Raw genomic sequence first — 19793 nt, 5'->3', positions numbered from 1 at the left:
GGGGATTTCTCTCGCCTGATGACAACCATGAAAAGGACGTGAGCATAGCAAGTTTGCGCCTTTTCGCTTCACTCTTCCTTCCTGCCGGAGGCTGCCATTACGTTCGGCGGGAAGGAAGAACCTGAAGGGATGTCCGGCGGCGGAGATCTGACTACTGAACTATCCAAGAAGAAAGCGACCTACACTCATCAGGTGATTTACGAATCCCTGGGAACCTAAGCACACAACAAACTATGAGCTCTATCTATGAACGAATCGGCGGGGAAGCCGCCATCGATGCCGCCGTGGATCTATTCTACAAGAAGGTCCTGGCTGACGACCGTATCAAACACTTCTTTGTCGGGATCCCGATGGAACGCCAGCACGACCATCAGAAGAAGTTCCTGACGGTCGCACTTGGGGGGCCGAACAACTATTCCGGTCGCGGAATGAAGGCCGCCCACTCCAGACTCGTCAACGAAATGGGGCTCAATGACGGCCACTTCGACGCCGTGATGGAAAACCTGGGGGCGACTCTGGTCGACTTGGGCGTGCCGGCGGACTTGATCGGCGAAGCCGCCGCGGTTGCGGAGAGTACCCGCGAGCAGGTACTTGGCAGGGCTTAAGCTGTATGTATCGGGCGCATCCTTTTGTGCTGCGCCTTTCCGCGCTTCCCGCGACCGGAATTGACCGGTCGTGGAGAGCGTGGAGCTGCCATCATGCCGAAAGCAGAACACCGTAACGATCCGGATACAAAGCCATTGGTCATTGTCGGTAACGGCATGGCCAGTTGGCGCTTGTGCCGGAAACTGGTCGAGCATGGCGTGCATGAAAACCGGCGAATCATTGTCTACGGTGAAGAACGGTTGCCCGCTTATGACCGAGTCAATCTGACCAGGTATTTCGGACTTGAGTCGCCGGAGGAGCTGTTGCTTTCCCCTGCAGAGTGGTATGGATGCCATGAAATCGATCTTCGGACAGGAACCCGTATCATAAAGCTGGATACGAACCTGAAGGTGGTGGTCGACTCGGACGGGCGCGAGATTTCCTATGGGGACTGCGTTCTGGCCACCGGCAGCCGGCCTTTTGTGCCGCCGATCCCCGGCGGGTCCGGCCCGGGGGTCTTTGTTTACAGGACTACGGACGACATTGAGTCCATCAAGGCGGCCGCCGGAACCGCCCGAAGAGGCCTTGTCATCGGCGGCGGCCTGCTTGGTCTGGAGGCCGCCAATGTCCTCAAGGACCTGGATGTGAAGACGACGATCGTCCAGGCCTCCAGTGGACTGATGAGCCGCCAGTTGGACGAGGACGCCGCGGGGTACCTGCTGCGTGAAGTCGCCGAGTTGGGGATGAGTGTTCTGCTGCGGACGCAGACAACACGGATTGAATCGGACGATGGCGGCGTGGAGGTGCACTTTGAAAAACATGATCCCATGCGGGTGGACCTTGTCATTGTCGCCACCGGAATCGTCCCGAGGGATGATCTGGCGGTGGGAGCCGGTCTGCCCACCGCCGCCCGTGGCGGGATTATCGTGAACGACAAGTTGGAGGCCGCCGCGCCGCACGTCTTCGCGATTGGCGAGTGTGCCTCCCATCGTGGGCAGGTCTATGGCTTGGTTGCTCCCGCCTATGAAATGGCGGATCTTCTGGCTGCCCGTTTTGCCGGTCATTCCAAATTGCGGTATCAGGGAAGTGACAATTCCTGCCGATTGAAATTGTTCGGGGTGGAGGTCGGAACCTTCGGTGATTACCTACAGGAAGGTCGCTATCATGTTTACCGCGGGGAACGAAGTTATCGCTCAATCGTCACGAGAGGCAGGAAGCTGATCGGTGCCACCGTCGTCGGGGACTGGGATCAGACGGCCGAGTTGGAGCGCGCGGTGCGTGAAGGCCGGACGCTAAAGATAAAGGCCGGCGAGAAATTTGAGCGCACGGGCGCGCTTTTTGAAGGCGAGGGCGCGACCTCGGTATTGTCATGGCCGGATCATGCGCTGGTTTGCAACTGTACCCGGACCAGTTGCGGCATGCTGAAGACTGCGGTCGCCGGAGGCTGTCGTAACGTGGCGGAACTGACCAAGGTGACTGGTGCGGGAGGCGTCTGCGGATCCTGTCTGCCGCAGCTTGCCGGCTTTTTTGGAGACGAGGTCAAGGTGTCGGATTTCGCCAAGCCAAAGGGGATGCGACTGCTCTGGGGCGCTTCCGTCGTCGGCCTGCTTGCCTGCCTGTGCCTCATTTTTATTCCGCCCTTGCCGGCCGCGGAAACGGTTCAGGGCTGGTATTATGCGTTTACCGGGATCTGGCGGGATTCCCTGAGCAAGCAAATTAGCGGTTTCACCATTGCAGGGTTCTCGCTACTGGCGCTCGTGCTCTCTGCACGCAAGCGTTTCCGTTGGTTGAATGTCGGGAATTACGGTTTCTGGCGTGCGGCCCATTCGTGGTTGGGGATCTGTACGATCGTCGGCATTTTCCTCCATACCGGTTTGAACTTCGGGGAAAACCTGAACCTTTGGCTGTTGGCTTGTTTTCTGGGGCTGAATCTGGCGGGCGGTCTGGCTGCTCTGGCCGTGGCTGCGGAAAAGCATTTGGCGGGCGAGCAAGGGGCTCGCCTGCGCGCCTTGGCAACCAAAGCGCATATTATCTTCTTTCTTCCGTATCCGGTCCTGCTCGGGTTTCACATCGCAAAGGTCTATCTTTACTGATGTTCAAAGTGCTTAAAGCTTACGGCCTCTGGATCCTTCTGGTCATTGCCTTGACCAGTTACCTGAGCTATGCGCTTTCGGGGCAGGCGGAGGAGGCTTTGATGCCGGGTGAGACAACGCACGGGCATTTCCAGATCGAGATGGCTTGTTCCGAGTGTCATACCAAGGGCATGGGGGTGAAGCAGGACGCCTGTAACCGCTGTCATGCTGAGGAACTCAAGAGGGTCGATGACTCGCACCCTGTGATCAAATTCAAGGACCCCCGCAATGCGAGCCGGTTGGAGCATCTGGATGCCACGAAATGTGTGACCTGTCACCGTGAGCACCAACCCGAACTGACCGGTGAAATGGGCCTGACGCTTCCGGGGGACTATTGTTACTTCTGTCATCAGGGAATTGCCGAGGAGCGGCCTTCGCATGCAGGGCTCGGATTCGATTCCTGTGCGACTTCAGGCTGCCATAACTTTCACGACAACACCGCCCTCTATGAACGGTTCCTTGTCGATCATTTGGACGAGGCCGATTTCAAGGAGGACGCGGTTCTTCGTGTGCGTGATTACTATGACGACCCGGCTCGCCGGAAGGCTCCGCTGAAGCTGGAAGACGCGAATATGGGTGAGCGTGTGGAATATACGCACCGCATTCTTCATGACTGGTCGACTACGGCGCATGCCGCGGCGGGGGTGCAGTGCACGTATTGCCATGAGGTGAAGGACGAGGCGAGAGGCGTGTTCGAGTGGGTGGACCGGCCGGACCACAACTCCTGCCGGAATTGTCATGAGCATGAGACGAAGACGTTCCTCGAGGGGCGTCACGGAATGCGTCTGGCTCAGGGGATGAGCCCGATGACGCCGGGTATGGCAAGGATTCCCATGCGCAAGGATGCCGCGCATCTCGAAATGAACTGCATGTCCTGTCACGGCAGTCACCGCTTCAACACGGTCAGCGCGGCGGTCGATGCCTGCCTGAACTGTCACAACGACGAGCACTCCCGTGCGTACAAGCAATCGCCTCACTACACGAAGACCTATCTGCCTGCGAGCCAGGGCGCGGCGTCGATGGGCCAGGCTGTCAGTTGCGCCACCTGCCATATGCCCCGGGTGGAGCGAAGCAAGTTCGGCCAGAGTTTCACGATCGTCGACCATAACCAGAACAACAGCTTGCGACCGAATGAGAAGATGATCCGGAGCGCCTGTATCCAGTGTCACAGTCTGCAGTTTACGCTCAACTCGCTGGCCGATGAGGGCTTGATCCGGTCCAATTTCAACGGACGACCTTCCGTCTTTGTGGATAGCCTTGAAATGGCAAGGGAGGAAAAACTGAAGGACGAAGCGCGCCGTAGCGGGGATGAGGATTAATTCGTTCTTTCCCGGGCTTCCCCGGCTGGCGGCCATGACCCGGTGGTTGGCCATTCGACTTGAGAGAGCTGTCTGCCTAGATGAGTCCGAAGTAACGGCAGCCTTCAAGCACGCCACTGCTGGCCTTGCCTTGCGTGAAGATGAACCGCTCCTTCCAGCCCTTGGCTTTGTGGTGGGCTTCGACCTTGTCGGCCAAGCCGCTGCTTGCATTGGAAACGACAATCGCACGGAAGCCGCAAGTGAGCGCGGCGAGGTCATTGCCCGAATCGCCTGAGAAGACGACTTCGCCGGGGTGGAAGTCCGCGTGGGTGGCCAACCAGATGACCGCGTAGGCCTTGTTTACATGTAGTGGGAGCACATCAATCAGGCCTAATCCTGAAAATGGATCGAGGCTGCCCAAGCTGCAATAGGGGAGTTCCTTGTCGCGCAATGCCGCCTCAACGGAGTGCGTGGTTGCATCCAGTGCGTTCCCCTCGCACTCGTAACTGATTTTAAATTGTTGTTGATGCTCCGGTACCTGCAAGCGCATGCCTTCGATGTCTTTCAGGCTGTCGAGGATGATGTTCCGGTCCAACGATTGAGTGACGCTTTCCAGATGAGAGACATACGCTGTGTAGGGTTCGTAGGCATCTCCCATTCTTTTGAAAATACTGCTGCCGACATCGCAGACGATCCAGTCCGGCATGGGCAAGTCGAAGCGAGCGATGGCATCGAGCACGGATTCGAAGTGACGCCCGGTGACAAAGACCAGCTTGCGCTGTTGCGAGTGCAAGGCCTGTGTCAGGGTCTGTAATGCCTCCTTGTTTTCCGGTGCTTCCGGGAGCGGGATGAGTGTGCCGTCCAGGTCTGTCGCTAACACTAAAGGCGTTATGTTGTTTATGGGGTTGAAATCCTTCATGAAGCCGGATAAGGTTCTCGAAACCTAGACAGAATGCAAACATAGGAACCACTCCTTTCCGTGTTTTGTGAATCTTCATGGCTTCAACTTCAGAAAACGAGAGTTCGGAAAACGCGCCCCAAAGTCAGCCCCTCGCTGTCTTCGGAGAGGTGCTCTTTGATTGCTTCCCCGGAGGCAAACGTGTGTTGGGCGGGGCGCCTTTCAATGTCGCCTGGGCGCTGCAGGCCTTCGGTTTGGAGCCGCTTTTCATCAGTGCCGTGGGCAAGGATGATCCTGGACACGCGATCATGGAAAGAATGCTGGATTGGGGGATGGCGCGCGGCGGGCTGCATGTCGATGCGGCGCACACGACCGGGGAAGTACAGGTTGAACTGGTCGACAATGAACCCCGGTATGACATCTGTTCGCCTCGTGCCTGGGATGCGATTCCGGACCCGTCCATCTGTGTCAGCGGACTGATCTATCATGGCTCCCTGGCATTGCGGAGCCGGATGAATCAAGTCACACTGCGGACGATACTCGAACGCAGTCCGGCCGGCCGTTTCTATGACGTGAACCTGCGTCCCCCGCATACGCCCTTCGAACTGGTCAAGACTTGGATGACCGGTGCGGAGTGGGTGAAACTGAACCTCGATGAGCTGCGGGAAGTCTTGCGCGAGCCGAAGCTGGTGTTCGGGGATCATGATGATGCCGTTGATGAACTACGGGAGCGATACTCGATCCGGAATGTTTTATTAACCGCCGGTAGCGATGGCGCGGCGATCCGTGGTCTTTACGGCTCCGGGCTCCTGCAACCGGCACCGCGTGTCGAACAGTTTGCGGATACCGTGGGGGCGGGGGATTCGTTCACGGCAGTCACGCTGTACGGTATCCTTTCCGGTTGGACGGCTGATGAGATCGTGGATCGGGCGGGGAAGTTTGCAGCAAAAGTGTGTGGCCTGAATGGTGCAACCAGTGAGTCGAGGGAATTTTACCAGATATAATTATGGCAAAAAAAGAAGGACTCCGAATCGCTTTGATCAGCCTCCACGGTTTGATCCGAGGCGAGAACCCAGAACTCGGTCGCGATGAAGACACCGGCGGCCAAACCCGTTACGTGCTAGAACTGGCCCGGGCCTTGGCCCGGAACCCCGAAGTCTCCAAAGTCGAGCTGATCACACGGCAGGTGATCGACGAGCGTGTTTCCGAAGAATATTCCCAACTGGAAGAGAAGATTGCGGATGGTTGCTACATCGTGCGTATCCCGTTCGGACCCAAGCGCTACTTGAGCAAGACGAAGCTCTGGCCTTACATGGAGGTCTTTGTGGACCAGTGCCTGAACTATTTCCAACGTACGCGGCGTGTTCCCGACATCATTCACGGGCACTATGCGGACGCCGGTTACGGTGGCGCTCAACTCGCGCGTCTGCTCGGGGTGCCCTTTGTCTTTACGGGGCACTCGCTCGGCCGGGTGAAGCGGGAACGGCTGCAGGAGTCGGGCGTGCCGCAAGAGAAAATCGAGGCGCGCTACAATATCAGTCGTCGGATCGAGGCGGAAGAATTTGCCTTGGAGACCTGTTCGCTCATTTGCACCAGCACGCACCAGGAAGTGCAGCAACAGTACGAACAATATGAGAACTACATCCCCGAACGCATGGAAGTCATTCCACCGGGGGTGGACCTGAGTTCGTTCCATCCTCCCGAAGCGGAGGATCCCACTGCCGAAATCGAAGGTCTGGTGGATGCGTTCCTTCATGACACGAGCAAGCCGATCATTCTCGCGATGGCGCGACCGGATGAGCGAAAGAACCTGGAAATGCTCGTCCGTGTGTATGGTGAATCGCCGCAACTGCAGCGTGAAGCCAATCTGGTTCTGATCCTGGGGAGCCGGGACGACTTGCGCTTGATGCCGCCGGGGCAGCGTACCGTGTTGAGCAACATTCTTGCCCTCATTGATGTTTACGACCTCTATGGCAAGGTGGCCTATCCCAAGAAGCACAAGCCGAACGAGGTGCCGGCTCTTTACCGGATGGTGACCCGGTCGCGGGGTGTTTTCATTAATGCCGCGATGACGGAGCCCTTCGGCCTGACCCTGCTTGAGGCCGCGGCCAGCGGGGCGCCGATTGTCGCGACGAACGACGGCGGGCCCAGCGACATTATCGCCAATTGCCAGAACGGGACCTTGGTGGATCCCTTTGATCCCAAGGCCATCGAGAAGGCCTTGATGCACACCTTGCTTGAGCCGGAACAGTGGAATACATGGTCGCAACTCGGCCTGAAAAATGTGCATAAGCACTACTCGTGGGAACGACATACGGATCGGTATCTGCGGGACATCAAGGAGGTGCTGAAGCATCATTCCAGCGAGGCGCCGAAAATCGCGCGGGGCCGCACGACCCGACGCCTCCCGCAGATCGACCGTCTGATCATCGCCGATATCGACAATACCCTGACCGGGGATGACACCGCCATGCAGGACTTCTTCCAGCTGATCGCGGAGGCCGAAGAGAATATCGGCTTCGGTATTGCGACGGGGCGGCGCTATGAGGATGTGCTTCAGCTTATGTCGGAATATGATATCCCGCATCCGGAGGTGCTGATTACCTCGGTGGGGACGGAGATCTACTACGGCAAGAACTATACGCTGGATCGCAGTTGGCAGAAGCACATCGATTTTCACTGGAAGCCTGAAAAGATACGCGAAGTGCTGGGGAGTGTCGAAGGGCTTTACCTTCAGGAGGAAAACGAGCAGTCGACCTACAAGATCAGCTACAAGGTGGACTATTCCGTGGCGCCCAGCCTGCCGGGAATCCGGCGCATTCTTCGTGAGCATGGCCTGCGGGTGAAAGTGATCAGCTCGCTGAATATGTTTCTTGATCTCATTCCCTCGCGCGCCGGTAGCGGCTTGAGTGTGCGCCACATGGCGTTCAAGTGGGGGTTCCCGCTCGAAAATATCCTCATTGCAGGGGATTCCGGGAATGATGAAGAGATGTTGGCAGGCAATACGCTGGGAGTGGTGGTCGGCAACTACAGCAAGGAGCTGGAGAAGCTGCGTAAATATCCGCGCGTCTATTTTGCCCAAGCGCATCATGCGGCCGGCATTATCGAAGGCATCCACTACTACAACTTCCTGGACACGATTACGATTCCCAACGAGAAACTAGTTTCATCCGATGGCTAATATCGATCTGGCTTATGAAGCCGGGAGATCCATCAAGCGCATACATCCGAAACTGAAGGAGAGGATCGCTGCGTCGACGACCTCCCCGCGGCGCAGGCAGGAGTTGGAAGAAATCCTGGACGCCCGTTTGGATGAGCATTGGGGGCAGTTCTTCCGTTTGCTCTACCAGCTCTACGGCGGGCACTACGACTTTTTCTTCTATCTGGAGAATATTGTCCTGACCGCTGTGGACGCCTGGCTGGCGCGTCCCGAGGCCTTGAAGGAACTGGACCGGCGCCGTGAGAATGATCCGGGCTGGTACCTGTCCGAACGCATGGTGGGCGGTTCGCTCTATGTCGACCTATTCAGCGGCGATCTGGTCCGCTTGCGCGAGCGTATCCCGTACTTCAAGGATCTGGGTTTGACCTACCTGCACTTGATGCCGCTCTTTGCCTCACGAGCCGGTAACAGCGACGGGGGCTATGCGATCAGCGACTATCGTTCGGTCGATCCGAAGCTCGGGACGATGGAAGACCTTCGTGCGCTGGCTACGGACCTTCGTGAAGTCGGTATCTCGCTGGTGATCGACTTTGTCTTCAATCACACCTCGGACGATCATGAGTGGGCGCTACGTGCGCAGGAGGGGGCCCGGGAGTTCCAGGACTATTACCATATCTACCCTGACCGTACGGTGCCCGATCGGTATGAGCAGAATCTTCGGGAGATCTTTCCCACGGTACGGCGCGGAAATTTTACCTGGCACGAAGGGATGCAGGGCTGGGTCTGGACGACCTTCAACAGCTTTCAATGGGATTTGAAATACTCAAACCCGGAGGTCTTCCGTGCGATGGCGGCCGAGATGCTCTTTCTTGCAAATACCGGTGTGGAGGGCCTGCGGCTGGATGCGGTCGCCTTTATTTGGAAACAGATGGGGACCAATTGTGAAAACCTCTACGAGGCGCATTTGTTGATCCAGGCCTACAACACCCTTTGCCGGATCGCGGCGCCCGGTTTGGTCTTTAAGTCGGAGGCGATCGTGCATCCGGATGAAGTGGTGCGCTATATCAGCCCGGAAGAGTGTCAGCTCTCTTACAATCCGACGCTTATGGCGCTGCTCTGGGAGGCCTTGGCCACGCGGGAGACGAAGCTGCTCAAGCAGTCGCTCGGACACCGGCATGACCTGAGTGCCGGGACGGCGTGGATGAATTATCTACGCTGTCATGACGATATCGGCTGGTCCTTTGACAACGGGGACGCTTGGGCGGTGGGAATCAACCCGGACGGGCACCGGGATTTCCTGAACCGATTTTACACCGGGCGTTTCGAAGGTTCCTTTGCATGTGGCGTGCCCTTCCAGCATAACGAGGATACCGGGGACATGCGGGTCTCGGGCACGATGGCGTCGCTGGCCGGTTTGGAGCAGGCACTCTTGCACAAGGACAAGGTGCTCACCGAGATGGCGATGCGCCGCATTCGCATGGTTTACGGGGTGCTGGCGTCTGTCGGCGGGATTCCCCTGATCTTCCTCGGGGAAGAATGGGGCATGCTGAACGACTACAGTTACGAAGCCGATCCCGAGAAGATGGATGACAGCCGTTGGGTCCACCGTCCGAAAATGGATTGGAAGCTTCTGGACGAATTGAAGAAGCCGAAATCCCCGAGACGACGCATCTTTCGCGAGTTGCAGGAGTTGTTCATGGCCCGCAAGGAGCTGCCGGCACTTTGCGGCAGCCAGATGCGACTTTTGACCTGCGATAATCCGCACACGCTGGCTTACCTGCGCTGGCACGACGCAAATTTGCTGGTGGTGCTGGCCAACTTCTCCGAACGGACGCAGACGGTCGATCTTCGTCAATTGCGCACAGAAGGGATGGCGCACTTCATGAAAGATGTCTTGAGTGAACGTGAGGTTTCGACCCGTGACAGCTTGGAATTGGGGGCCTACGAACTTCTTTGGCTGGCGGAAGATTAGGCCGGCGCATCGGCTTGACCTGTCGTGTGCATTCGGGTCTGCTTCCGTCTGAATGGCGAATGAGCGCTACTTACTGATTGATGCCTACAATGTGATTTGCGCGACCGCGGAATTGCGGGAGCAGATGCATGGCCAACTGGATACCGTGAGGGATCTGTTGGCGGAACGGGTGCGGTCCATTCATGATGCGGAAGGGATCCGCGTTGCTTTAATCCTGGATAGCCGCAACGACCGTCTGGAAGTGGAGTATCCTTATGGGAAGAAGACCTTCGAATATCTCTACGCCCCGGCTGCGTTGACGGCGGACGGTGTGATCGAACGGATTGTTCGTCGCGCGCCTGATCCGGGCGATGTGACCGTGGTTTCGAACGACAACCTCGTGCGGGAGGCGGTCCGCTCCAGTGGCGCGATCGCTCTGCGTCCGGAGGAATTGTACGAGTGGACGGATGCCTGCGAGCGTAAACTGGTTCAGGATGCGGCACGCCGCAACCGCGACAATGCCAGTCAGTTCAAAAACAGTCTGGAGATAGATCTGGATCTCTAGTCTTGTTTTGTTCCGTTATATCTGAACAATAAAGCGTTATGCTTGATTGTCGGATTCAAGAGATGCAGGGCTTGTATGGGCCTTTTACGGTCACGGAGCGCGTCATCCAAAAGATCTGGTTGAGAGGTGACTACAGTGGGCCGATGCGGACGGCCTCAGGTAAGCTGCTGGAAGTCAGGGATCCCGGCCGATGGAATCTACTCGGGGGTCCTGATTTCAAGGAGGCGCGTCTCTGTCTCGGAGGCGAAGCACTCTGTGGGGATGTCGAGGTCCACTTTGAGGAGGAGGACTGGTGGTCGCATGGGCATGAGCGGAATCCGGAGTTCAATCAGGTGGTTTTGCATGTGGTCCTGAATGAGTCATCCCGCCCTGTACCACAGGCAACGACTGCATCCGGTGTGACTCCGGAAGTGCTCTACTTGATGCCCTTGCTGAGGCGTGATTTGGAGTCCTATGCCATGGACGACGCCCTTCTGGAACTTGAACAGCAGGATAGACTCGAATGGGTGGCGCGCTTCCTCGAGCGGCCGCATGACGAAAGGAGCCACTGCTTACGTGAGGCCGCTTTGCAGCGATGGCGGCAGAAATGTGCCTTTGCCCGCAAGCGTCTGTTGGACGCAGGGTGGTCCGAGGCCTGCCATCAGTATTGCCTAGAGGTGCTTGGTTATAGCCGGAACCGTTCGGTCATGTCAAAGCTGGCACTGGCTTATCCGCTGAAGGATTGGCTCTTGGGCATGATACCGGACGATCGTTCCGTGGATGCGCTCTACGCGGTGTTCAAGGATGAGTGGAAGCTGAGCGGTCTGCGACCGGCCAATCATCCACGTTTGCGGATCGGGCAATACCGCAAATTGCTTGGCGCGTGTCCGGACTGGCCCCGGCGCATGCGGGACTTTCTGGAGGACTGCCCACGCCAGTCGCTTGCAGTGTCCCACGCTTGTCGTCAGAGCATCATGGGGGAGTGGCGCTTGGATGCACTTCGGAGGAGTCTATTTGACGGTTTGTTCGGAGATACGCGCTTTCACACACTTATGGTCGACGCCTTTCTGCCGCTCGGCCAAGCCTTAGGACAATCGGAACTCTACGATTATTGGTGGCACTGGTGGCCGGGCGATACGCCCGGTGCGATCCGTAGCTTCCTCAGGCATGCCGAACTGATCGGTCGAAAACAGCCGCTGACCAATGGTTTGGTGCAGGGGACCTTGGGCTTGGCACTGAGCGAGGGAAAACCATATTAAATTGACTATAGTCACAACTGTAGTCATATAGATGGTATGAAGACCGTTTCCAAAGGGCGCCTGAAGGCAAAGATGCTCGCCTACTTTCGCGAGGTCGAGGCAAGTGGGGAGCCTTTGATCGTGACGGATCACGGTCGCGAGGTTTTGGAGGTGCGTCCCGTGAGCCCTCGGCCGGACACCACGGCAGCTGTCTTGGCCTCGTACCGTTCGGGGGTGGAAGTTAAGATACCGGATGAAGCGAAATTGATGAAACCCGAAGCTGCCGGTGACTGGGAATCTTTGAAGAAGAAGGACCGAAATCCATGGTGATTGATTCGCATGCGCTGCTTTGGTGGTTGGAGGGGCGGCCGGAATTGTCGGAACGGGCGAAAGGCTTACTGGATACCGCCGAGCAACAATCTGGAGTCTATTACCTGAATGCGGTGACCTTTTGGGAACTCAGGTTGAAGGAATTGCGCGGGCAACTCCGACCGAGCCGCCCAATGCGTGAGTGGCCCGTTTTCCTTCGCCGTTTGCCTTGGCTTCAGATTCAGGCAACCACCCATGAGATCTGGTTGAGTTCTGCCGAGCTGGACTGGCCGCACCGTGACCCCGCCGACCGTATTCTTGCCGCCACGGCCTTGCACTACGACGTGCCCGTGCTGACAAAAGATCGAGTTTTTCACGAAAGTCATTCGCCGGTTCAGGCGGTCTGGTAAAAGAAAAGCCCCGCCGTAGCGGGGCTTTAAAACGCTTTCTTACGCCGACGTGTTCGCATGGCGGACAGTGGTCTGAGGCTCGCGTTACTAACTTTGTCTTGATTCTAATTTAGACTCCTAAAGTCTTTTTCTTCTGGCGTTAGCGTCAAGTCGAAACTATCGATAGACCTATGTCTATTACGTTATCCTTTGATATTGGCCATTCGGCGATTGGTTGGGCTGCGTTAGCATCGGAGAAAGAACTACCGGAACTTTTGGGCTGTGGGGTTGTGGCATTTCCAGCGGAGGACTGTCAACACCATCAACGGGCAGGTTGCTACGCATGATAGGCAGAGATTGCCCGTCTAAGATTTGGAATCAAGGCAAAGTCGGCGGCATTGCCGAGCCGGAGAGCTTGTTCGATGCGAGAGTCGTTGTGAGGTGTCGAGTTGTTAGGCATCAGATTGCTTTTAGGTAGAGTGTAGTTTTAGAAATTGACGTTCATTCACGTCCATTAACGGTTCAACTTATTTCCGGTTCGTGGGGGCATGTTTTGCTTTGTCGGTACAGTTTTATTGGGGTGGCTGTGGTTTGTTCGTGGGCTGATGCAACTGTGGTTCCAGCCTTTCCCCAGCATTGACCTGAGCTGGAAATCGTTTATAGCTCGGGGATTATGGCTGGTTTCGATGAGAATATCGTCCGGGAGTACTTCGAGCTGAACGGCTTTTTTGTCCGTCAGTTGAGGAAGTATCAGGTGCAGTCGCGCAAAAAGCGGGCGGAAGAGGAGATCGACATGGTTGTCTACAATCCGAATGCGCCTTTGGATGCGCCGAAGCCGGGCTTTCAGCTTTTCTCATCCGATATGGCGTCCATCCGCCGGGCGGTTGTGGTGGTCAAGGCATGGCATACTTCCCGTTTCACTCCGGCGATGCTGAAGAGTAGTTCCCGCATTTTCGACTTCCTGAAGAAGGATGTCTTGAGCAAGGCCGAGGCCTATTTCCAGTTCGATGCGGCGGAAGTGGGGGAGGATATGGTGGAGGAAACGGCTTCCTTTACGAAAATCCTGGTTGTGCCGGGCTTGCCCACGGGCGATCCGCAGCGCAGTGAAAGTATCGGCCTGCTGAAGGAACGGGGCGTCGATGGCATTATCGCCTTCAGTACCATCCTCGAAAACCTCCTGCGCAATGTTGAGGTCAATCACAGCTACCAGAAGTCGGACCTGCTCCAACTTATGCGGATCATGAAGATCTACGACATGGTGAAAGAGCCGCAGATGTCGCTGTTCCAGTAGCCGATCCGGTCCTAATCCAAGGCGGATCCTGCATGGTGCTATAAGGGTGGAGGGGTCCAGGCATTTTTGCGGATAGGACTGAACAACTGAACGTTGTTCAAAATAAATATTGAACAACGTTCATTAATGTGCGTATAGTAAGGATGGGATGAATGCGGAGGGGATCATATGGCCGATGCTCAACCTCCAGATGGGATGGCTCGGATTCGTTTTCGGAGTGCTGTCCGGTGTCTGGATGGGCATGCGGTTTCATGACGAGGCGTGGCTGGGAGGCTACGGCTCCTACCGCCGCCGTATGTTACGCTTGGGGCATATCGCCTGTTTCGGGATGGGCTTGTTGAACGTCCTCTACGCCTTGAGTCTATCCATGCAGCCGGTCGGCATGCCTTGGGGGCGTCTGGCTTCCTGGGGCTGGTTGCTGGCTTTGATGAGCATGCCCTTGTGCTGTTGGCTGACCGCCTGGCGCAAGGGTTTTCGTCATTTGTTTCCGGTGCCGGTACTGGCATCGGTGATCGCACTTGCGAGTTTGTTTACAGGATGGAGGTACTTATGAAATTGGGATTCTTGGCACTGAGTGGCATTCGTGTGGTGGATGCCGAATTAATGGAGATCGGGGTGAACCTTCCGGGCTTCGTGGAGCGGAGCAAGGTGATCGCCTCGCTGCCGAGCCTGGGTTTGCTGACCTTGGCTGCGTTGACTCCGGATACGATTGAAGTCGAGTATGTGGAGCTACCGGATGCGGCCAAAGGCCGGGATTTGCCAGGCCCGTTTGACGCGGTGGCGATCTCGAGCTTGTCGGCCACGATTCTGGAGGCCTATGAACTAGCGGCTCGTTACCGGGCGGCGGGAGTCAAGGTTATCCTCGGCGGCTTACATGTGACTTCCTGTCCGAGGGAAGCGACTCAGCATGCGGATGCCATTGTGGTCGGGGAGGGGGAGCCCTTGTGGCCGGAAGTGATGAAAGACCTTGAAGCGGGGTGTCTGAAGGCGGTGTACGATGCCCGGGGGCATCTCTATGATTTGGCTGAGGCGCCGATTCCGCGTTTCGATCTCCTGGATCCGGACCGTTACAATCGCTTGACCGTCCAAACCCAGCGGGGCTGTCCCTGGAACTGCGAGTTTTGTGCGTCTTCGATACGGCTTGCACCCGGATTCCGGCCCAAGCCGATCGACAAGGTGGTGGCCGAGATCCGGGCAATCCAGGCGGTTTGGGACCAGCCCTTCATCGAGTTTGCCGACGACAACACCTTTGCGAACAAGCGGCGCGGACGCGACCTGGTCGAAGCCATTCGGCCCTTGGGGATCCGCTGGTTTACGGAAACTGACATTTCGCTTGCGGATGATCCCGAATTGCTGGCCGCCTTGAAGCCCGCGGGCTGTGCGCAGGTCCTGGTTGGTTTGGAAAGTCCCGACAACCGGGAGCTGCAGGGGGTGGAGTTGAAGCAAAACTGGAAACAGCGAAGACAGGAGAGCTACCTTGCGGCGATTTCACGGATCCAGGATGCGGGTGTGACGGTGAACGGTTGCTTCGTTCTGGGCTTGGACACTCAGACCGTCGAATCCTTCGACCGCTTGTGGGAGTTCATCGAGCGGAGCGGACTGTATGAGATACAGCTCACGGTCATGACGCCCTTTCCCGGGACGCCCTTGTATCAGCGTCTCGAGCGCGAAGGGCGCTTGACGCATCCTGAGGCCTGGGACCGCTGCACCTTGTTCGACATCAATTTCCAGCCGGCAAGGATGCGCGTGGAGGACTTGAGACGCGGTTTGGTGCAACTGAGCGAACGCGTTTATAGCGCGGAATTCACCGAGCGCCGGCGCCGCAACTTCTTTCTCCGTCAAAAAGCGCTGCGGCGTGAACTACGCTCTGCCTGAATCGCTTTGTGATTTGGTCGCGCTCCGTGCTTGTCTAATGGGGGTTACTGTCCCTATCTGGAGGCATGGAGATTGATCCCAAAGCGATTGTGTCAGAGAGTGCAAAGCTGGGTGAGGGGACCGTAGTCGGGCCTTTTGCCGTGATTGAAGAAGGCGTGCAGGTCGGGAGCGGATGTCGTATTGCCGCGCATGTGATCCTTCGGAAAGGGACGGTGCTGGGCGATTCGGTCAGCGTGGATTCCTTTGCCGTGATCGGAGGGGACCCGCAGTCGATCACCTTTGACCCTTCGGTCGAGAGTGGTGTCAAGGTTGGTGACGGTACAGTGATTCGTGAAGGTGTTACGGTCAACCGGGCCAGCCAGGCCGGAACGCAAACGGTGCTGGGCGCGAAGTGTTTTCTGATGGCGCAGGCACATGTCGCGCATGATTGCCGCCTGGGAGATGACGTGATTTTGGCCAACAACGTCATGTTGGCGGGGCACGTACAGGTCGGCACCCGTGTGTTTATGGGCGGCGGATCCGCCGTCCACCAGTTCTGCCGGGTGGGGCAGGGGGTGATGGTCGGGGGAAATGCCTCGATTTCGCTGGATGTGCCTCCCTATGTCATGGCCGCCGAGCGCAATGAAGCGCATGGCCTGAATCTGGTCGGCTTGCGTCGTGCCGGGATCGAGCAGCGGGAAATCACGGATTTGAAACGCTGTTACCGGGCGGTCTTTTTCGGCGGCGGCAACCTGCGCAAGAAGGCGGAGCAAGCCGCCCGCGAGCATGAGTTCGGCACCACGCCGGCCGGCGCGCGTTTCCTCGCATTCTTTGATGGAGGCAATCGCGGGTTCATCCAGTCGACGCGCGATTCCGAATAGAATTTTCCAGCCCATGACGGATGCAATTGAACCCGCCCCCCTGGCGCTGACCTGTGGCGATCCCGCTGGGATCGGCCCGGAGGTCGTGGAGCAGGCACTCCTGAAAATGCCCGAACTGGCGGCAAACTGTGTATTGTTGGGGCCGCAGGCATGGGGTGCGTCCGTAGCCGCACGCACCGGGGCGGACTTCGTCGCGGTCGGGCCGGAAGCTTATCAGTTGAGTCCCGGTCAGCCGGATGAGAATGGCGCGCGGGTGGCGCTGGCCGCGATGGATGCGGCGGCCGCAGGGTGCCGGGAAGGCCGCTACCGTGCCGTGGTCACCGGACCGGTCAGCAAGTCTTGGCTGCAGCGGGTGGGCTACCGCTTTCCCGGGCAGACCGAATTTTTTGCCGATGCCTGGGCGGGTGTGCCGACCATGGCTTTTGTCGGGCAGCAGTTGAAAGTCGTCCTTGCGACCTGGCACCTGCCGCTGCGAGAGGTGCCGCTGGCACTGACCGCCGATTGCCTCGAGCTTGCCGTGCGCCGTGCGTATGACCTGGGGCGCGCCCTCGGGGTGGAGGAGCCACGGATCGCGGTGGCCGGATTGAATCCGCATGCGGGGGAGGACGGAATCCTCGGTACGGAGGAGCGGGATGTGCTTGATCCCTGTCTGGACCGGCTGCGTGAAACCATGCCGGGGCTCTCCCGTTGCCTGCCCGGCGATACGGTGTTCTTTCGCCAGGTAAGAGGCGAATTCGATGTGGTCGTCGGTGCCTACCACGACCAGGCCTTGGCCGCGGTCAAAACCCTGGAGTTTGATGCGGCCGTCAACGTGACGCTGGGGCTGCGCTATGTTCGCACGAGCCCGGACCACGGCACGGCCTTCGATCTTGCGGGCAAAGGGGCGGCGAACCCGGACAGTATGATTGCCTCGATCCGGCTGGCGGCCGCCCTTTCTTGAAGGATTGCGCCTTCGGGATTGAATCTTTGCGGAATCCACTTTCCTTAGTCCCTGATTTATGGTGACAGATCTTGAAGTCGATTTGCCGGAAGGCGTGCGTTTGGGGAATGAAAAGCTGGTTGCGGTCACGGAACCGGCCGGGCGAAAGCTGGGCGCCCTGATCGAGCGCGAGCAGAAAGGCGAGTACCTCCGGATTAAAATTACCGGGGGCGGCTGCAATGGTCTCAGCTATAAAATGAAATTTGTGAGCGGTCCCAAGCGCGGAGATATTCTGGTGGCTTCATCCGGTGCCCGCGTGTTGGTGGATTCGAAAAGCGCGCTTTATTTGCGCGGCACCATCCTGGATTATTCCGACAAGATGGTGGGCGGCGGCTTCAAGTTTTCGAATCCGAATGCCAAGTCCAGCTGCAGTTGCGGCGAAAGCTTCTCTATCTGAGTTTGCGGGTTCCTTGAAAAAGGATTTGAAATGCGAGCGCAAAGTTTTACACCTTGGGCTTTCTTGTATGGCAATTCAACCCACACTATGACTGTAACTGGTGAACGTTTAGAGACGGCATGGAGCCGTCCGCGCCTGTGCAGTGGTTTCCATCGAGGATCCTTATACAAGAAATCGCTCGATACTACGTATTAATGGCAAGATACCCGAACTCTCGTGGTCGACGTTTCGACCGCAACCGTGGACCGAAAGGTTTAAGAAGGAATGATCGGATCCGCGCATCGGAAGTGCGTGTGATCGGCCCCGAAGGCACCAATCTGGGCGTCATGCCGCCCAAGAAGGCGCTGGAGTTGGCCCAGAAAGTTGGTCTCGACCTGATCGAAGTCTCGCCCTCTGCCAGACCCCCCGTTTGCCGTATCCTGGACTTCGGCAAGTACCTCTATGAGGAAAGCAAGAAGCAGAAAGACCAGAAGCAGCACAACGCGAAGTTGAAGGAAGTGAAATTCCGGGTCTCGATTGATCAGCACGATTTCGAAACCAAGCTTCGCCGGGCCGAGAAATTCCTCTACCAGGGGAACAAGGTGAAATTGACGCTGCAGTTCCGGGGGCGTGAAAACGAACACCGTGAACTGGGATTCGTCCGTGTGCAGACCGCCGCAGATGAATTGCTGGGAGTGGCATCGCTTGATTCCGAACCGAAGCTGGTCGGCCGCCAGGTGACCGCGATTCTCTCGCCCTTGCCGGTGCAGAAGCGTAAGTTGAAGTTCAATCGCGATGAAGACGACTTCGATGATGACGATGATCATGAAGATGATGATCACGACGATTTCGACGACGAAGAGCACAACGATTGATCCACTTCGATGCGGGACGGGCTTTTCAAGCTGTTAAGGGCTCGTCTCGTGTCCGTCGGACACCCGCTTTGTTTGATTCCGCTGGCGCTGGTACTTGCGTTCGGTTCTCTGTCGGCCCGCAGTTTGGAGCGCAACGGGAAGCGCTACATTGACCTGGCCACGATTGCCCATTCTCTGGGCATGCAGAGCTATTGGCTGAAAGATGCGCGGACCTACCGGTTGCACAGTCAATGGACGACCATCGATGCCGACAACAAGCTCAGCATCCTCAAGATCAATGGGCTGCCTGTGCACCTCGGTGCCGTGCCGGTGCAATCCGGCAAGGCTCTGTTTCTGGCGGAGACGGACTACCGTAACAGTCTGCAGCCTGTCCTGACACCCCAGGTTTTCGGGAGCGCGCCCGGCTTGAAGCGTATCGTCATCGATGCGGGCCATGGTGGCCGGGACGAGGGAGCCCACAACAGTGCCTACGGTTTGAAGGAAAAGTACCTGACGCTGGACGTGGCAGTCCGCTTGAAACGTCTGCTCGAGCTGTCCGGCTATGAAGTCGTCCTGACCCGGAGCAGCGACAAGTTTGTCGAATTGCCGCGCCGCTCCGCCTACGCCAACTTCAAGGACGCGGATCTGTTCATCAGTATCCATTTCAATTCGGCGGGTAATCCGGATGCTGCGGGTTTTGAAACCTACGCCATGACTCCCCAGTTCCAGACCTCCACGAATGTGAGCGGGACGAGCTCGGAAGATTCGAAACGCTGGGCCGGCAACGGCCAGGATCCGTGGAACAGTTTGCTGGCCTATCATGTGCAGCGCAGCCTGGTTACCTCGCTGGGAGGTCCGGACCGGGGCTTCAAGCGTGCCCGGTTTGCGGTGCTCAAGGATCTGCAATGTCCCGGGGTTTTGGTCGAACTCGGGTTCCTTTCCAATGCCGCCACGGCTCAACAGATGCGGACGACGGAATACAGGGAAACGCTTGCACGCAGCCTTTCCAAGGGCATAGTCGCCTACGGTCAACGACTGGAACGGCTACCCTGAT

At 57.5% G+C, this 19793-nt stretch carries 19 protein-coding genes; 18 read left to right on the top strand and 1 reads right to left on the bottom strand.

The window, feature by feature from the left end; translation table 11 throughout:
• The first annotated feature begins 233 nt into the window (after positions 1 to 233).
• The 3 genes from O2597_RS01235 (at position 234) to O2597_RS01225 (ending at position 4036) form a co-directional block, all read left to right on the top strand.
• Complete coding sequence (locus tag O2597_RS01235; protein ID WP_269522352.1) at positions 234 to 605, top strand: group I truncated hemoglobin; 372 nt, start codon at positions 234 to 236, stop codon at positions 603 to 605.
• Positions 606 to 698: 93 nt separating this feature from the next.
• On the top strand, positions 699 to 2678 hold the full coding sequence (locus O2597_RS01230) for an FAD-dependent oxidoreductase (protein ID WP_269522351.1): 1980 nt from the start codon (positions 699 to 701) through the stop codon (positions 2676 to 2678).
• A complete protein-coding gene (locus O2597_RS01225; protein WP_269522350.1) occupies positions 2678 to 4036 on the top strand; it encodes a cytochrome c3 family protein in 1359 nt (452 codons plus the stop codon). Before O2597_RS01230 ends, O2597_RS01225 begins: the two co-directional genes overlap by 1 nt.
• 76 nt (positions 4037 to 4112) lie before the next feature.
• On the opposite strand, the gene O2597_RS01220 is transcribed toward O2597_RS01225, so the two are convergent.
• The gene (locus O2597_RS01220; RefSeq protein WP_269522349.1) at positions 4113 to 4895 is read right to left on the bottom strand and encodes an HAD-IIB family hydrolase; all 783 of its coding nucleotides are present in this window, start codon (positions 4893 to 4895) and stop codon (positions 4113 to 4115) included.
• Between the two features lie 116 nt (positions 4896 to 5011).
• Here O2597_RS01220 and O2597_RS01215 point away from each other — a divergent pair, with 116 nt between their 5' ends.
• The 15 genes from O2597_RS01215 (at position 5012) to O2597_RS01145 (ending at position 19792) form a co-directional block, all read left to right on the top strand.
• Entirely contained in the window at positions 5012 to 5917 is a 906-nt protein-coding gene (locus O2597_RS01215) for a PfkB family carbohydrate kinase (RefSeq protein ID WP_269522348.1), read from the top strand.
• 2 nt (positions 5918 to 5919) lie between these two features.
• The gene (locus O2597_RS01210) at positions 5920 to 8094 is read left to right on the top strand and encodes an HAD-IIB family hydrolase (protein ID WP_269522347.1); all 2175 of its coding nucleotides are present in this window, start codon (positions 5920 to 5922) and stop codon (positions 8092 to 8094) included.
• Entirely contained in the window at positions 8087 to 10045 is a 1959-nt protein-coding gene (locus tag O2597_RS01205; RefSeq protein ID WP_269522346.1) for an amylosucrase, read from the top strand. The genes O2597_RS01210 and O2597_RS01205 overlap by 8 nt, the downstream gene beginning before the upstream one ends.
• Before the next feature lie 52 nt (positions 10046 to 10097).
• Entirely contained in the window at positions 10098 to 10589 is a 492-nt protein-coding gene (locus tag O2597_RS01200; protein ID WP_269522345.1) for an NYN domain-containing protein, read from the top strand.
• Between the two features lie 38 nt (positions 10590 to 10627).
• Positions 10628 to 11827, top strand: a complete 1200-nt coding sequence (locus O2597_RS01195) for a DUF2851 family protein (protein WP_269522344.1) — start codon at positions 10628 to 10630, stop codon at positions 11825 to 11827.
• Positions 11828 to 11863: 36 nt separating this feature from the next.
• On the top strand, positions 11864 to 12136 hold the full coding sequence (locus tag O2597_RS01190) for a type II toxin-antitoxin system Phd/YefM family antitoxin (RefSeq protein WP_269522343.1): 273 nt from the start codon (positions 11864 to 11866) through the stop codon (positions 12134 to 12136).
• Positions 12130 to 12525, top strand: a complete 396-nt coding sequence (locus tag O2597_RS01185; RefSeq protein WP_269522342.1) for a type II toxin-antitoxin system VapC family toxin — start codon at positions 12130 to 12132, stop codon at positions 12523 to 12525. The genes O2597_RS01190 and O2597_RS01185 overlap by 7 nt, the downstream gene beginning before the upstream one ends.
• 652 nt (positions 12526 to 13177) lie before the next feature.
• Entirely contained in the window at positions 13178 to 13795 is a 618-nt protein-coding gene (locus tag O2597_RS01180; protein ID WP_269522341.1) for a hypothetical protein, read from the top strand.
• A 175-nt stretch (positions 13796 to 13970) separates the two neighbouring features.
• Entirely contained in the window at positions 13971 to 14348 is a 378-nt protein-coding gene (locus O2597_RS01175) for a hypothetical protein (protein ID WP_269522340.1), read from the top strand.
• On the top strand, positions 14345 to 15670 hold the full coding sequence (locus O2597_RS01170; protein WP_269522339.1) for a B12-binding domain-containing radical SAM protein: 1326 nt from the start codon (positions 14345 to 14347) through the stop codon (positions 15668 to 15670). The genes O2597_RS01175 and O2597_RS01170 overlap by 4 nt, the downstream gene beginning before the upstream one ends.
• A 65-nt stretch (positions 15671 to 15735) precedes the next feature.
• Complete coding sequence (gene lpxA / locus O2597_RS01165) at positions 15736 to 16530, top strand: acyl-ACP--UDP-N-acetylglucosamine O-acyltransferase (RefSeq protein ID WP_269522338.1); 795 nt, start codon at positions 15736 to 15738, stop codon at positions 16528 to 16530.
• A gap of 13 nt (positions 16531 to 16543) precedes the next feature.
• Positions 16544 to 17470, top strand: coding sequence for a 4-hydroxythreonine-4-phosphate dehydrogenase PdxA (gene pdxA, locus O2597_RS01160; RefSeq protein ID WP_269522337.1), 927 nt, complete (start codon positions 16544 to 16546; stop codon positions 17468 to 17470).
• Positions 17471 to 17528: 58 nt separating this feature from the next.
• Complete coding sequence (locus tag O2597_RS01155) at positions 17529 to 17906, top strand: HesB/IscA family protein (protein ID WP_269522336.1); 378 nt, start codon at positions 17529 to 17531, stop codon at positions 17904 to 17906.
• A 194-nt stretch (positions 17907 to 18100) separates the two neighbouring features.
• Entirely contained in the window at positions 18101 to 18760 is a 660-nt protein-coding gene (infC, locus tag O2597_RS01150; protein ID WP_269522335.1) for a translation initiation factor IF-3, read from the top strand.
• 48 nt (positions 18761 to 18808) lie between these two features.
• Complete coding sequence (locus O2597_RS01145; RefSeq protein ID WP_269522334.1) at positions 18809 to 19792, top strand: N-acetylmuramoyl-L-alanine amidase family protein; 984 nt, start codon at positions 18809 to 18811, stop codon at positions 19790 to 19792.
• Position 19793: the final 1 nt, after the last annotated feature.

This window comes from Coraliomargarita parva, assembly GCF_027257905.1.
Classification (GTDB): domain Bacteria; phylum Verrucomicrobiota; class Verrucomicrobiia; order Opitutales; family Coraliomargaritaceae; genus Coraliomargarita_A; species Coraliomargarita_A parva.
Note: the sequence above shows the minus strand (reverse complement) of the source record. Positions and strands in the feature narration are given on the sequence as shown.